16 protein-coding genes and 1 tRNA gene are annotated in these 14,008 nt (G+C 37.1%); 3 read left to right on the forward strand and 14 right to left on the reverse strand.

Translation table 11 applies throughout. The features are described 5' to 3' along the window. Positions 1-4: 4 nt before the first annotated feature. A complete protein-coding gene (gene ispH, locus KKC91_08545; protein ID MBU0478601.1) occupies positions 5-859 on the reverse strand; it encodes a 4-hydroxy-3-methylbut-2-enyl diphosphate reductase in 855 nt (284 codons plus the stop codon). Positions 860-916: 57 nt separating this feature from the next. Here ispH and KKC91_08550 point away from each other — a divergent pair, with 57 nt between their 5' ends. Continuing rightward, positions 917-1,306: a PaaI family thioesterase gene (locus tag KKC91_08550; GenBank protein ID MBU0478602.1), complete on the forward strand. Its 390-nt coding sequence runs from the start codon at positions 917-919 to the stop codon at positions 1,304-1,306. A 70-nt stretch (positions 1,307-1,376) separates the two neighbouring features. After that, positions 1,377-1,454, forward strand: a tRNA-Ile gene (locus KKC91_08555). A 16-nt stretch (positions 1,455-1,470) separates the two neighbouring features. Here the strand turns inward: KKC91_08555 and KKC91_08560 are convergent. The 13 genes from KKC91_08560 to KKC91_08620 all read right to left on the reverse strand — a co-directional run bounded on the left by KKC91_08560 (position 1,471) and on the right by KKC91_08620 (position 12,369). Beyond that, positions 1,471-1,971 (reverse strand): hypothetical protein, encoded by a 501-nt coding sequence (locus tag KKC91_08560; protein MBU0478603.1) that lies wholly within the window; start codon positions 1,969-1,971, stop codon positions 1,471-1,473. 9 nt (positions 1,972-1,980) lie between these two features. Further along, on the reverse strand, positions 1,981-3,003 hold the full coding sequence (gene floA, locus KKC91_08565) for a flotillin-like protein FloA (protein ID MBU0478604.1): 1,023 nt from the start codon (positions 3,001-3,003) through the stop codon (positions 1,981-1,983). A 40-nt stretch (positions 3,004-3,043) separates the two neighbouring features. Beyond that, positions 3,044-3,511, reverse strand: a complete 468-nt coding sequence (locus tag KKC91_08570; protein ID MBU0478605.1) for a hypothetical protein — start codon at positions 3,509-3,511, stop codon at positions 3,044-3,046. Further along, the gene (locus tag KKC91_08575) at positions 3,512-4,891 is read right to left on the reverse strand and encodes a nodulation protein NfeD (GenBank protein ID MBU0478606.1); all 1,380 of its coding nucleotides are present in this window, start codon (positions 4,889-4,891) and stop codon (positions 3,512-3,514) included. A gap of 7 nt (positions 4,892-4,898) precedes the next feature. Then, positions 4,899-5,813 carry a DUF4339 domain-containing protein gene (locus KKC91_08580; protein ID MBU0478607.1) on the reverse strand — a complete coding sequence of 305 codons (915 nt, stop codon included), beginning with the start codon at positions 5,811-5,813 and terminating at the stop codon, positions 4,899-4,901. Positions 5,814-5,893: 80 nt separating this feature from the next. Beyond that, positions 5,894-6,103: a DUF2007 domain-containing protein gene (locus tag KKC91_08585; protein MBU0478608.1), complete on the reverse strand. Its 210-nt coding sequence runs from the start codon at positions 6,101-6,103 to the stop codon at positions 5,894-5,896. Positions 6,104-6,137: 34 nt separating this feature from the next. Continuing rightward, the gene (locus KKC91_08590) at positions 6,138-6,596 is read right to left on the reverse strand and encodes a phosphatidylglycerophosphatase A (GenBank protein MBU0478609.1); all 459 of its coding nucleotides are present in this window, start codon (positions 6,594-6,596) and stop codon (positions 6,138-6,140) included. After that, complete coding sequence (gene pgsA, locus KKC91_08595; protein ID MBU0478610.1) at positions 6,593-7,222, reverse strand: CDP-diacylglycerol--glycerol-3-phosphate 3-phosphatidyltransferase; 630 nt, start codon at positions 7,220-7,222, stop codon at positions 6,593-6,595. The genes KKC91_08590 and pgsA overlap by 4 nt, the downstream gene beginning before the upstream one ends. Continuing rightward, positions 7,222-8,052 carry a DUF4115 domain-containing protein gene (locus KKC91_08600; protein MBU0478611.1) on the reverse strand — a complete coding sequence of 277 codons (831 nt, stop codon included), beginning with the start codon at positions 8,050-8,052 and terminating at the stop codon, positions 7,222-7,224. The genes pgsA and KKC91_08600 overlap by 1 nt, the downstream gene beginning before the upstream one ends. 6 nt (positions 8,053-8,058) lie before the next feature. Next, on the reverse strand, positions 8,059-8,328 hold the full coding sequence (locus tag KKC91_08605) for a hypothetical protein (GenBank protein ID MBU0478612.1): 270 nt from the start codon (positions 8,326-8,328) through the stop codon (positions 8,059-8,061). A gap of 4 nt (positions 8,329-8,332) precedes the next feature. Then, the gene (gene pheT, locus KKC91_08610) at positions 8,333-10,351 is read right to left on the reverse strand and encodes a phenylalanine--tRNA ligase subunit beta (protein ID MBU0478613.1); all 2,019 of its coding nucleotides are present in this window, start codon (positions 10,349-10,351) and stop codon (positions 8,333-8,335) included. Positions 10,352-10,361: 10 nt separating this feature from the next. Further along, positions 10,362-11,369, reverse strand: a complete 1,008-nt coding sequence (gene pheS, locus KKC91_08615; protein ID MBU0478614.1) for a phenylalanine--tRNA ligase subunit alpha — start codon at positions 11,367-11,369, stop codon at positions 10,362-10,364. Between the two features lie 130 nt (positions 11,370-11,499). Further along, positions 11,500-12,369, reverse strand: coding sequence for a sugar phosphate isomerase/epimerase (locus KKC91_08620; GenBank protein MBU0478615.1), 870 nt, complete (start codon positions 12,367-12,369; stop codon positions 11,500-11,502). 70 nt (positions 12,370-12,439) lie between these two features. Here KKC91_08620 and tilS point away from each other — a divergent pair, with 70 nt between their 5' ends. After that, positions 12,440-13,873 carry a tRNA lysidine(34) synthetase TilS gene (gene tilS, locus KKC91_08625; GenBank protein MBU0478616.1) on the forward strand — a complete coding sequence of 478 codons (1,434 nt, stop codon included), beginning with the start codon at positions 12,440-12,442 and terminating at the stop codon, positions 13,871-13,873. Positions 13,874-14,008 lie beyond the last annotated feature (135 nt).

A 14,008-nucleotide genomic window follows, 5' to 3' on the forward strand; every position in this document is an offset into this window, starting at 1 on the left:
AAAACTATGATTTGTTTTGTATAATAGTGACTACTTCCTTTATGCTCTCAGGTGATGTTGATGCTCCAGCGCTTATTCCAATCTTCTCCTTGTCCTGCAGCCATATAAAGTTTATATCATGGGCTGTCTCTATATGATAGGTTGTTACACCTGTTTCTTTGCTGACTTCAACTAATCGTTTTGTGTTTGCACTGTTATAGCCCCCAATCACTATCATCACATCAGAGCGTTTTGCCAGCTTCTTGGCAGCGTTTTGTTTTATTATGGTGGTTTCACATATTGTATTGTATATTCTTAATTCATTAGAGTAGGGAAGCACAGCTAAGGATATCTGTCTAAGGTTCCATATCCCCTGGGTTGTCTGTGAAACTATACCGATTTTTTTCTCCCTCTCGAGTCTTTTAATATCAATTTCAAATTTGTCCTCAACAACCTGAAAGTTGGTTCCACAGAAACCTACGATGCCTTTTGTTTCAGCATGATTTTTGTCTCCTATAATGACGATATGGTATTTATCTTTCTTTAGCTGTTCAGCATATTTCTGCGCTTTCCTGACTAACGGACATGTAGCGTCAATAATTTTCAGACCTTTTTTATAGGCTTTTTTAATCAGTTCTGGTTCAAGTCCATGTGCAGGGATGACTAAAATCCCTTCTTTTATGATTGAAATATCTTTAACTATTTTTAGCCCTCTAGCCATGAGATTCTTTACTACCTGCGGGTTATGAATTATTGGGCCCATGCAGTAAATATTCTTTTCTTTCTTAAGGGTCTGTTCAACTATTTTAATAGCTCTTTTTACACCAAAACAGAACCCAGAATGGTTTGCTACTTCAATTTTCATTTTAATATCTTTCAAATAAACTGTATTATATCAGAATAAGTTCTAAAGTGTAAAATTTGGAGGGACAAAATTATGAAGCTTGAGGATAATCATAAGTGTTTTGTATGCGGCAAGAAAAACTCCGACGGATTAAAGATTGATTTCAAGGTTTCAGATAATAAGATTCAGGCAGAGTTTGTCCCTCGCAGTTCTCTTCAAGGTTATACAAACATAGTACATGGCGGTATTATAAGCATGCTTCTGGATGAGGCAATGGGGAAGCTGGCTTTTGAACTCGGAATTAATTGTCTTACAGCTGAAATCAATGTGAGATTTAAAAATCCGGCTTATGTAGGCAAGAAGTATGTTCTAACAGGCGAACTTCTGAAAAAAACTCATAGGATTGTATTTGCAAAAGCAAAAATACAGGATGAGTCAGACTTGCTTATCGCTGAAGCAACAGGCAAGCTTATGGTTGTTTAGGAATCAGAAAATTTCTTGCCATCAATATAAAATTTTGTATAATACACACTGTTCTGTTTTAAACTGAACAGGGCCCATAGCTCAGCCTGGTTAGAGCGCCGGACTCATAATCCGTTGGTCCAAGGTTCAAATCCTTGTGGGCCCACCACCTGCTTTACCGGGATTTATCTAAGTGCAATCGGTTTTCTGAGAATTTCAGACATTATAATGCCTGTTCTAGCGTCAGATATCCCCAATGATAATGCAGATATCTCCTCTTCTGATTCCCAGAAATTGTCTTCAAAATTAACCGCAGGAACTTTTTCTACTTTCTCCTCAACAGGCTTTTTAAATTCTTCTTCATGGATTTCTTCTATATTATCTTCAACAAATTCAGGTTGAAGATAGTCCTCTTCAGGTGCCTGTTCAAACAGCCTATTAATGGATTCCTGAGATTCCTCTTCTTTTACAAGATTGAGTTCCTTGAGAAATCCTCTAACTGCGTCCTGATTTGCCTCATAAACAGGCTCTTTTGGTGCTTGATGAGTTTCCTCAGCGGGCTTTCTTTGAGGGCTATAAGATGTGCGGCTCTGGGTATTTTTCATCTCAGAGAATTTCCTTGCTATCTTTATAACCCAAACGCCAAAGAATATTACAAAGAATAGTATCTTGATTATTGAGCCCATGTTATCACCTTATTCTTTTTTGGATTTTGTTTCCTTTGTACCGTCTGCGATCGAATCTCTCATCCCGGTATCTGCCTGAATATTCTTCATCTTGTAGTAGTCCATAATACCAAGATTTCCCTTTCTGAAAGCGTCTGCCATTGCTTTTGGTACTTCTGCTTCAGCTTCTGTAACCTTTGCTCTCATTTCCACAACTTTAGCTTTCATCTCCTGTTCCAAAGCAACAGCCATAGCACGGCGGCTTTCTGCCTTAGCCTGAGCTATCTGTTTATCTGCCTCAGCCTGTTTTGTCTGAAGTATTGCTCCAATATTATCTCCTACATCAACATCCGCAATATCTATTGAGAGTATTTCAAATGCAGTACCTGAATCAAGCCCTTTCTCCAATACCTTTTTAGATATCATATCCGGATTTTCCAGCACTTTTTTATGTGTTTGTGCAGAACCAATGGTAGTTACAATTCCTTCTCCAACACGTGCAATAATCGTCTCTTCAGTTGCTCCTCCAACAAGTTGCTGGATATTGGTCTTTACAGTAACTCTGGCTTTTGCTCTTAACTGAATTCCGTCCATTGCTACTGCCGCTACAGTTGAAGCTCCCTTACTAGGATCAGGGCAGTCAATTACCTTTGGCATTACACTTGTCTGTACAGCTTCAAGAACATTCCTGCCTGCAAGGTCAATTGCAGTTGCCTTTTTGAAATCAAGCGCTATTTCTGCCTTACTGGCTGATATTAAGGCCTTGACAACACTTTCCACATGGTATGTACCGCTTGCAGGTTTTCCCATTATTGGCTGACCGTCTGAAGCCAGATAATGCGCTTCAAGCTCATCCGAGGATATATCCAGGCCTGCTTTTACAGCCATAATTCTGGTATTCACTATAATGCTGGCTGGAACTCCTCTAAGTCTCATAATAACAAGTTTTATCATACTTACCGGCGCACCTGATACCATTGCTCTAAGCCATAAGCTAAAGAATTTGGCAATAGTTATTACAAGCAAAACAGCTACCGCTATGAGTATAAACATTAATACTTTCATCTCTTTTTCTCCTTTTCGGTTATTGATTTTAGATTTTTCTTACAACAATTTTCTTCCCGCTGACCATCACCACCTTTACTTTTTCATTTTTCTGTACATATCCTCCTTCCGTTACGACATCAAATTTCTTTCCATTGATTTCAGCCTTTCCCGCAGGTCTCAAGAGGGTCAGAGCAATTCCTTCCTTATCTTTTATATCCTCCAAGTTGTCATGAGAGACGAATCCTTCATTTTTACTCTCTTTTTTAGAGAGAATAACATATTGTCCGAACTTTGTCTTTGGCAAAAACTTTAACGCAAGTATTATTGCTATTCCTGCAAAAACCAGTTCCAGAATCAAAGCATAAAAGCCTAATGAGGGATAATTTTTAAAGCATAGGAATATACTTCCACATATTGCCAGACATCCGCCAAGGCCAAATATCCCTCCTGGAACAAATATCTCAATAAAGATAAATGTTATTCCTGCAATGAACAAAAGAATTATAGTCCACATTTAGTCAGCCTGCCTCCAAGTTTTTACTAAGATTCTGTTTCCCTCAACCTTCTCAACAACAATCTCGGCTCCTTCTTCAATAAAATCTCCGTCAGTCATTACGCTCCATAGTTTATCGTCTATCATTGCCTTGCCTGCCGGTCTGAGGTTTGTATGAGCAACCCCTCTCTTTCCAACCAGAGTATGCATCTCAGTAGATGAAGCGTTAAATCCGTTTTTCTGTTTTTCTGAGGCAGACAGAGCAAGCTGACTCCATAATCCTTTACTCTTGGGAAGATATTTTAACAGCAGAGCAAATACTGTTCCTGAGGCTAAAATTGCACCACTGATTGTATAAAGAGCATTGTTTAATAAATTAAATTCCCAGGAGAATTTGGGTATGGGCTGTTTTACAAGCGCGAGATATATTCCTGCCAGAATACAGAGCAGTCCGCCTGAGCCAACAAATCCAAATCCAGGTGTTATAAATAATTCAGTAAATAACAGCACAACCCCTATAATGAATAGAACTATATCCATAATATTTGCAAGTCCCACAATATAATGGCCCCAGAAAAACAATACCAAAAATACTACGCTTATAGTTCCCCCAACTCCCCATCCAGGCGTTTTTATTTCAAACAGTAGTCCTAAGAATCCAAGTGTTAAAAGTAATGAGCTCACAATAGGATGTGTTAGAAATCTGACAACATGTTCTGCCCAGTTAGTACGAGTTTTTTTGATACTAAATTTATCCAGATTAAATAACCTCAATATCTCTTTAATGGACTTTGCCTCGTTTTTTGCAAGACCTATCTTTACAGCTTCAGAACCTGTGAGTGTAAGTAATTTACCTTTTTGTATTATCTTCTTAACTTCAATGTCCTGATCAACCATTGCCTCTGCTAATTCTGTGGAATGATTGTTCTGTTCCGCTGCTGCTCTGAATGCTGAGCGCACAAAGGATATTTCTTTCTCACCTGTTTTTTCCTGACTCATACCAGCAAAACCAATTTTAACAGGAGAGGCTGCGCCTATCATACTGCCAGGGGCAACAATTATATGTTTACAAGATAATGCAATAAGCGCCCCTGCGGATATTGCTCTTGGATTCACATACGCGATAGTAAGCATCTTGAGATTCGAGAGAGAGTCTTTTATATCTACGGCTGCATCAACCCTGCCTCCGTATGTCTCAATATCCAGAATTACTGCCTTAGCACCTGCTTTTTCTGCTTCCTGAACTGAACGTTTAACAAAGCTTGCAAGTCCCAGATCAATTATCCCATGAACAGGGATAACATAGACATCCCCGTCTTCAGCATGTAAAAATTGATGATATGGGCATATTAAAGTAATAAATAGCAATAATAAGATAAAACTTGGTTTAAATTTCCTCATTCCTATTCTATCCTTTAATATCTCTCAGGTCTCTAAACATCAGAACATAAACCGCTGAGGAGGTTATCATTACTAAACCTGCTGGTATTTGTAAAAGTGGAGTACAAAGTCTATAAGAAAGTTTCAAGCCAAATTTTAATATGGCAAACAGAATACCAAATGGTACATATATACATATTCCATATACGATTCCGCATACAAGCGGCGCACCAAGCACATACCACCAATTGCCTTTTACAAGCTGTTTACTCCTTTTTAGAGCAGCGATACCTCCAATTCCTTCAATTATGCGCACATAACCAGCGAGAGAGAACCATACAGCAAATATAATTCCAGGGATAATTAATAGTAAAAGTCCTCCAGCTACTGCCATGAATACGAGAGCACTTACCCACAAATATGGGAAGAATTTCTTGAAACCTGTTTTGTAGGATTCTTTAATATCTGCAGGACTGCCTTCAAGAATATTATTTATTGCAAAAATTAATCCTATGGCAGTAATCAGTGAGATGATAATTGTTACGGGGAATGTTAATGCTCTAAAAATAACTGATAAATATCCCATTCCAGTTGCAACTACCAGATAAAGGGCAACGATTCCGAGAAGAGTTGCTATATTGTTCTTTATTACTGACCAGCTTATTTTCAGTAGTTCTCCAATTCCCATGAGCTCTTTTGTCTGTGTAGTTTCTTGAGGCTCTACAGGCGGAGCAGTCTCTCCTTCCACAGTAGGAAAAGCATTTTTAAGTTCACCTACTGAGGATGCTGCAACCCAATCCTCCATGCCCGGTCCTTTGATAAGATCTAAAGGCTGGACTCTTTTCTCCGCGATCCATTTCTTAAGGGTCTCTAAGTCTACAGGCCCATACTCTTTACCATCATGCGCTTTTACATACCACTGCGAGGAACTTTCATTGTTCATAACATTTTCTCCCTTATTTTCTAAAATTAAGCATATAGCATAGTCCTCATAACTTACAAGATAAAAACCATTTCAAAACATCAAATCTCTAAAATCTCAAGTGCTTTTTGGGCATCTTCTTCTTTAACTAATAATCGCGTTCCACCAGTGACCAGTGATAAACTAGGGTAAATACCGCCACAATCATCAGTAGAAACAATAGCTTCAATATCGCCGTCTTCAAGGAAACTCTTTGCAAGCTCAGCTTCTATTCTATTATTATAATTTTTAATACAAATTAAATCTGCCATTTTCTATTCCCTCTTTTTCTAAGAGAGGGTTGAGTTATATAAATTTGTTTCCCAATACTATTATTTGGAGGGTTAGATTGGTATAGATTCCTGCAACTGCATCATCAAGCATTACTCCCCAGCCATGAGGGAGTTTCTCTGCCATCTTAGCAGGAAATGGTTTAAGAATGTCGAATATACGGAATAGTATGAAGCCTGTTATAATATAAAATGGACAAAAAGGTACCATTGCCAATGCTATGAGAATTCCAAAGACCTCATCAAGTACAAATTTTCTGCAGTCTTTTTTCCCAAATGCTTCTTCTGCTTTTTTACCAATAAGAATTCCTGTAATAAATAATAGACCAAGTATCAGAAAATATAATCCTGAGGAATAATGGCGAGATAGAATCCAATACAAGCCCAATCCTGCTAAACTACCAATAGTTCCGGGAGCGTATGGCGAATATCCAATAAAGAAAAAAGATGATATTAGTCTAATCAAATTTTTCATTGATGAGAAGCTTCTCTAATAAGATCTTTGTGCTCAATCATATACCCAATACCAGAGATGACAGAGAAGATCACTACAATACCCATGATCCATGTTAGGAGAGAGTGCATCCAAATATCCAGTGGTTTAGCATGCCATAGGACATTTTCCCATGAATTAAACACTATCATAGTATCTCTGATGCAAAGAGCAATAAGTGTTATTATTATAGCTGTAATCTGAGAGATAGTTTTATGCTTACCAAGTAGTCCTGCAGTTATTATAATACCTTTCATAGCTGCCAGATTGCGAAGGCCTGTAATGATAAATTCTCTACTTATTATTATAACAACCATCCATGAGGGAAAGAGTTCCATGCCAATGAACACAATAAGAGCAGACGTTACAAGTAATTTATCAGCAACAGGGTCCATTAATTTGCCAAAATTGGTTATCTTCTTTTCCCTGCGAGCAATAACCCCATCAAAAAAGTCAGTAAGGGATGCCAGAATAAAGATAAGCAATGCTAGATATTTACCAACCGCAATGTGGGTTAAGTCATTAGAAACATGGTTTATCAACAGGGCAATAATAAGAAATGGAATAGCCAGTATACGTATGAATGTTAATTTATTCGGCATGTTCATTATGGTTTTTTTATCCCCTCTTTAGTTACAATAACCCCTTTAAAAACCTCTCCTTTTTTACCAAGGATAGGCATTTTTTTGCCATTCAACTCTATTACAACACCCCCTGCATTTCCTATCCTGAAAAGGAATTTCTCTTTGGCATACCATACTTTTTCATCTCCCTTATGTAATGTGCCGCCAAATAATTTTTTGCCGTCAGCAAGGATTCTAACCCATGTTTTGTCTATTGCTGTGAATTTTAATTCCAGCAGCTCGCTTTCGCTTTTAACATATTTATCAAGAGCAGATTGATTTTTTATGGCGAAAATATCTTTTTCATCGGATATGCCAGTATTTACAGAAGCAGGTTTTTTATTTATGGTTTTCTCACTAATTATGAGGCTGGTATCGTCTGTTACTAATGGTGAATCAGCTATATCTGGAGCAGAATAATCACGCGTTTCTTCAAGCGTAATTCTGTCAACAGTATTAACAAAATGTCTAACTGTAGAAATGATTGCTATGAATAATGCTAAAATTAATACTGCAGCGGAGAGAAACAATAGCTTCTTTTTTGTTTTCCCGTCCGGATTTTTTTCTCTATAGCTTTGAGAAGGTTTGGAGCATTGCTCATACTGCGTTAAGAGTTTTTCTGTATCTAAGCCAAGAAAGCTTGTATATCCTCTTAAAAATATTCTTGCATATTCCGGGGATGGCAGACTGTCAGCAGTGTCATTCTCCAATGCTCTAAGGTATGAAGGACTTATTTTTATTTGTGTATATACATCTTGAAGCCTTAATTTTTTTTCAAGCCTTGCTTTTTTTAAGACTTTGCCAATAGATTCCATGATTTCTTAAAATTTCCTTAGTTGTTTTAATAATTTGTTTATTTTGGACTTAATAAGCACTCTATCATCCTTAAATATTCTGTATTGTTCTTTAATATAATCTGATATTTTACTTGATTCTTCCAATTTCTTATATCTCTTATCCAACTCAAAAAGTTGCACCTGAAGAGAATTAACACTTTCCCTCAGAGTATCTCTTTCGCTTTTTATCTCCTGTATCTTTTGAAGTCTTTCCTGGATTTTTTGATCTAAAACTTCTAATTTCTCGCCCAGCATTTTCCTACTTTCTTAAAGTAATATCTAATTGTGATATAAGCTTACGCTCTATCCTTGAATGCGCCTGATTTACTTCCTCATCAGTAAGCGTTCTCTTATTGGAACGATAGCAAATTGAATAGGCCATACTTTTGTGTTCAGAGAGAATTTGTTTGCCGCGATATATATCAAATAGTTTTATGTCTTCAACAATCTCTCCACCAGCTTTCCACATTATGTTCATAATATCAGCATTAGATACGTTTTCTTTAATAGTAAAAGCTATGTCGCGCTCACTGGCCGGGTATTTGGGAACTGCTTTAAAAACAGGGGATAGGTTTATGTATTTTGATAAATTAGAGAACCCAATCTCAAGAAGAAACACCTTTTCATCAATGTTGTATTTCTCTAATACATTACCGCTAATTTCTCCTATTATGCCTATATTACGTCCCTGGATATCTATGCTTGCTGAGCAATCAGAAGTAAATACTCGGTGCTTTTTATAGTATAGGCAATGGTCTTCAATCCCAAGTCTATACAAGATTGTTTCTAATATTCCCTTGATGTCAAAGAAAGAAACGTTTCCCACAATCCCACAGCATAGGTATGTTTTTTCATGATATGAAGAATTATTTTCAAAGAATACCTGCCCAAGTTCATATAATTTAATTTCAGAAAGAGACCTGTTTAAGTTTCTCTTAATTACACTCAGCATCTCAGGTATTAGGCTTGTTCTCATTATATTTTGGTCATCTCCCAGAGGATTAGTAATTTTTACTCCATCAGAAGACAGCCCCGTTTTATCTAGGTTTTCTGAGTTGGTAAAACTTGAGGTGTATATCTCGGCCATGCCACATGAAGACAGTATGTTCTTCAGAGCATCTGTTTGCTTTTCAAACTCTCCTTTGCCACATGAACTGGTTTGTCCTCGAGGCATTGTTGTATCAATGTTATTGTATCCATAGATGCGGGCAATTTCTTCAATCAGGTCTATTTCTCGCCTAATATCCCGCCGATATGTAGGAACCAGTACCCTGATATTATTTAAACTATCCTGTTTGATTTCAAAACCCAGGTTTAGTATTATGCACTTTAACTTGTTTTTAGGTATGTCAATACCTAAGATTCGTTTTATTTGCTGGATTCTAAGTTGTATGTTTTGCTTATTGAATTTCTTTGGATAGATGTCTACAATCTCTCTTACTGATTTTCCATGTGCGGTCTTTTCTATGAGATAGGCCGCTCTATTAAGCGCAGATACAACTCCATTTGGATCCACGCCTCTTTCAAAACGATACGATGATTCTGAAGATAACTCTAATGTTTTAGACGTCTTTCTTATGCACCCGGCATGAAAACAAGCGCTTTCTAGAAATATATCTGTTGTTTGCTTATCTATCTCGGAACCAATGCCTCCCATAATACCTGCAATGGCAATAGGAGCTTTCTCATCTGCTATAACCAGCATATCCCGAGAGAGCTGTCTTTTGCTCTCATCCAGAGCAACAATAGACTCATTTTGTCTTGCCCTTCTTATAGTAATTTGTTTACCTGATATTTTGTTGTAATCAAATGCATGAAGAGGCTGCCCTGTTTCCATCAAAACATAGTTTGTTATATCAACAATATTATTTATAGGACGGATATTAACTGCTTTTAACCTATTTGCAAGCCATGATGGAGAAGGCTCTATTTTAACATTGCGAATTATTCTTCCAGCATACCTGGAGCATAGGGAAGTATCCTTTATTGATACGTCTATTAATTTTTCGATTTCTTTATTCGCACTGCATTTTTTTAGTGCCTGAGGATATTTAACATGTTTGTTTGTCAGTGTCTCAATCTCTCTTGCTATACCAATTATGCTTAAACAGTCTCCTCTGTTTGCTGTAACTTCTATATCTAATACAAATTCATTAAGATTTGACAGCCTTTGTATGTCAGCAACTTCCAATCCTGACATGGTTAATTTTTCTGCAATTTCTTCAAGGGATAATTTTATGTCTATATATTCCTTCAACCAATTATAAGGGACCTTCATTACGCCTCCGCTAAAACTGTCTTAAAAATCTTAGATCGTTTTCAAAAAACATTCGTATATCATGAATGTGGTATTTTATCATAGCAATTCTCTCAATACCCATGCCAAATGCAAATCCGCTATACTTTTCTGCATCGTAGTGCACCATTTTGAATACTTCTGGATCCACCATACCCGCGCCTCCTATTTCAAGCCATCCTGTATTTTTGCATATTCTGCACCCTTTGCCTTTGCAATTAACACATGAAAAAGCATATTCTGCGCTTGGTTCAGTAAAAGGGAAAAAGTCAGGTCTAAATCTGATTTTTGTCTGCCTGCCAAATAGCTGTCTTGCAAATACTTCCAGAACGCCCTTCAAGTCTCCAAACGTGATATTTGTATCTACAGCCAATCCTTCCACTTGATGAAATATTGGAGAGTGTGTAGCATCAGTTGCGTCTCTTCTGAAGCATCTGCCAGGAGCAATTACTCTTACAGGAGGTTTTTGTTTTTCCATAACGCGAATCTGAACCGGGGATGTATGTGTGCGCAGTAAGATTTTGTCTGTTATGTAAAATGAATCATGTTCATCTCTGGCTGGATGATCTTCCGGTGTATTAAGCGCTTCAAAATTGTAGTATTCTGTTTCTATTTCAGGACCTGTTACTGTCTCAAAACCCAAGCCAAAGAAAATCTCTTTGATTTCTTGAGTGATAAGTGTAAGGGGATGTTTAGTGCCAATTAAAGGACTGATTCCTGGGAGAGATATGTCTAATTTTGCTTCAGTTCTTTTTACTGAGTTAATACTGGCAAGCTCCTCGCTAATCCTAGCACTTATATTAGTTTTTAAATTATTTAACAATCTGCCAAATACTGGTTTTTCATCATTTGATAATGCTGAAACTTGTTTTAACAGAGATGTGAGAACCCCTTTCCTTCCGATGTATTTTACTCTTATTTCTTCCAAATGCTCAGGAAGAGAAATGTTCTTAATTTCAAAATTGAACTTTTCTTCTATCTCTTTAATCTTTGCTTTCAATATTCGTCTCCATATACGCAAAAACGTCTGCCAATTCTAGCACCTTGAGAGATTTTGTCAACGGTCTGCGCAACCAATGTTTGATTTTTCGCTGTAGGCAGTATGGTCTTATGAATGAATGTTTTTATCCTTACTCTAATTCTTCTAACAACCTTCGAATATAAGCGATGTCCTGCTTTGCAAACAATTCTCGATCGCCTTGTCTTGGAGCTTCAACACAAACTGGACCTTGATATTTTTTTCCCTTAAGAATACGCAGAAATTCACGGTTATTGACAATCCCGTCTCCAAGACCACAGGCTATGAAACTGTTGTACGGTGTGTTTCGAAGACGAAATATGTTTTTTAGATGTACATAATATAGTCTGTTAGCACATATGTTAACGGTTTCGGAAAGTGAAACAGGTTTTGGAAAGCAGGCGATATTTGCGTAATCCAGATTAATTCCCACACTTTCCCTATCAATCATGTCAACAAGTTTTTTTGCGGATTCAGGAATGTCGTGAATATAATTCATATGTGTTTCAAAAGCAAATCGAAATCCCAGCTCTGAAGCAAGATCGCCAAGCGTTTTAAATCCTTCTGCTGCCCATTTCCACTGGTCAGGAGTGGCAATTGCAGAACCTTGCTTGTCGTACTTGTAGCTTGGTTCAGCTTTTGTAGAGAGTGGTCCAGCCATTGTATTACAAACAGTAAGTTTAAACCGCTCACTAGCCATCTTAAAAAAGATTATACACTCTTCAGTTTCCTTTTCCCGCACTTTATCATCAGCTGACATGAAATTTGCCCCGGGACCGCCAAAAAGGACATGCTTAAGCCCTGTCTTTTGGACAGCTTCAGCAATTGAGTTTAGATATTGTTCGGATGTTTCATCAACTTTTGAACGTTTGCGCCGGAACTCGATGCCGTCATACCCCCATTCAACTGCCTTTTTACACATTTCAGGGATGGACTGTCCCTGCTCAACATAATTGACGTGCAAAATTATTGGATTTTTCATTTCGCTCCTTTCATCCTATTATTTTCTTTTTTAGATGCTTTTTTGATGATAATATAACAATATGAAGAATATGTCTAAACAAAAGGTATTAAAAACTATTCAGGATTACAGAATGATTTCCAAGAGAGACTGTTTACTTGTTGGCGTTTCTGGAGGTCCAGATTCTGTAGCTCTTTTGTATCTTCTCATGGAACTCAGGGATAACTACAATCTTCAGCTTTATGTAGTTCACTTAAATCATATGCTTAGAGGAAATGAATCCGATGAAGATGCTGGATATGTGAGAAGGTTGTCAAAAAAATTGAAACTCCCTGTTTTTATTGGAAAGAAGGATGTAAGAAAATTTGCAAAAGCAAACAAGCTATCCTTGGAAGAAGCTGCCAGAATTCAGAGATATGAATTTTATAAACAAATAGCAGATAAATTAAATATAAGAAAAATCGCTCTAGGCCACACTGCAGATGACAATGCTGAAACTGTGCTCATGAGACTGCTAAGAGGAGCAGGAGAACAGGGGCTAATAGGTATTTATCCTGTCAGACATATTGGTAATCTAAAAGTTATTCGTCCATTACTGAATATTTATAGAAGAGAGATTGAATCGTTTCTGAAAGAGAAAAAAATCAGTGCGCGTACTGATTCCTCTAATGCTGATAATAAATTTCTCAGGAATAAAGTCAGATTAGAACTAATTCCCCTTTTAGAAGAAAACTATAACCAAAACATAAAGCAGGTGTTAATTAATACTGCTGATATTTTAAGAGAAGACAATGAATATCTAGAAGAGATTACAAAGAAATTTTATAGCCAGGCTGTCTTGAAGCAGGGAAAAAAGGGGGAATTCAGCGATGCAAATGATGAAAGTATACATTTAAGCATTAAAAAAATCGAAGATTTTCCTTTAGCAATTCAGAGAAGAGTTCTTAGATATGGGATTAAAGAGCTGCCTGGAACTCTAAGGCAGATTACATATCAACATTGGAACGAAGTATTAAAGCTGCTAAACAGTAATCTAGCTTATGGGCATATAGATCTACCTAATGGATTAGTAGTAGAACGGCTGCGCAGGGAGTTAGTTATTCGCAGAGGCAAGGCACAGAATATATGCAGAATAATCTATCCTGTTAAGATTCCCGGGGAAACTATTGTTCCTGAGTTTGGAGTAAAACTAATCTGCGCAATTTCCAAGAGAAGAAGTAATTTCAAATTCTCTACGCAGAATCCATATCAAGAGAGTTTTGATTATGATAAAGTTAAAAAACCTGTTTTTATAAGAACTCGGAAAGAGGGAGACACATTTCAGCCATTAGGAATGAAGGGAAAAAAGAAGATAAAAGATTTTCTTATAGACCAAAAGATTCCTCAGCCTGAAAAAAACAAGGTACTGCTTCTAACTGATAAAACTGATATTATCTGGTTGATAGGCTTAAGAATTAGCGAGAGGTTTAAAGTGACTGCAAAGACAAAACAAGTTTTGAAAGTGAATATTTCCACTTTGGCTTGACCCTAGAATCGCTATTGGAAATAAATTGGTGTGGAAAGATATTGAAAAAGCCTCGTTGGCAAGCGATAATAGGACTCACAAAACTAAAACAACCACTTAACCAACGAGGTGAAACAATGGTACAACAAACAGTAC

Source organism: bacterium, from assembly GCA_018812485.1.
GTDB lineage: Bacteria > JAHJDO01 > JAHJDO01 > JAHJDO01 > JAHJDO01 > JAHJDO01.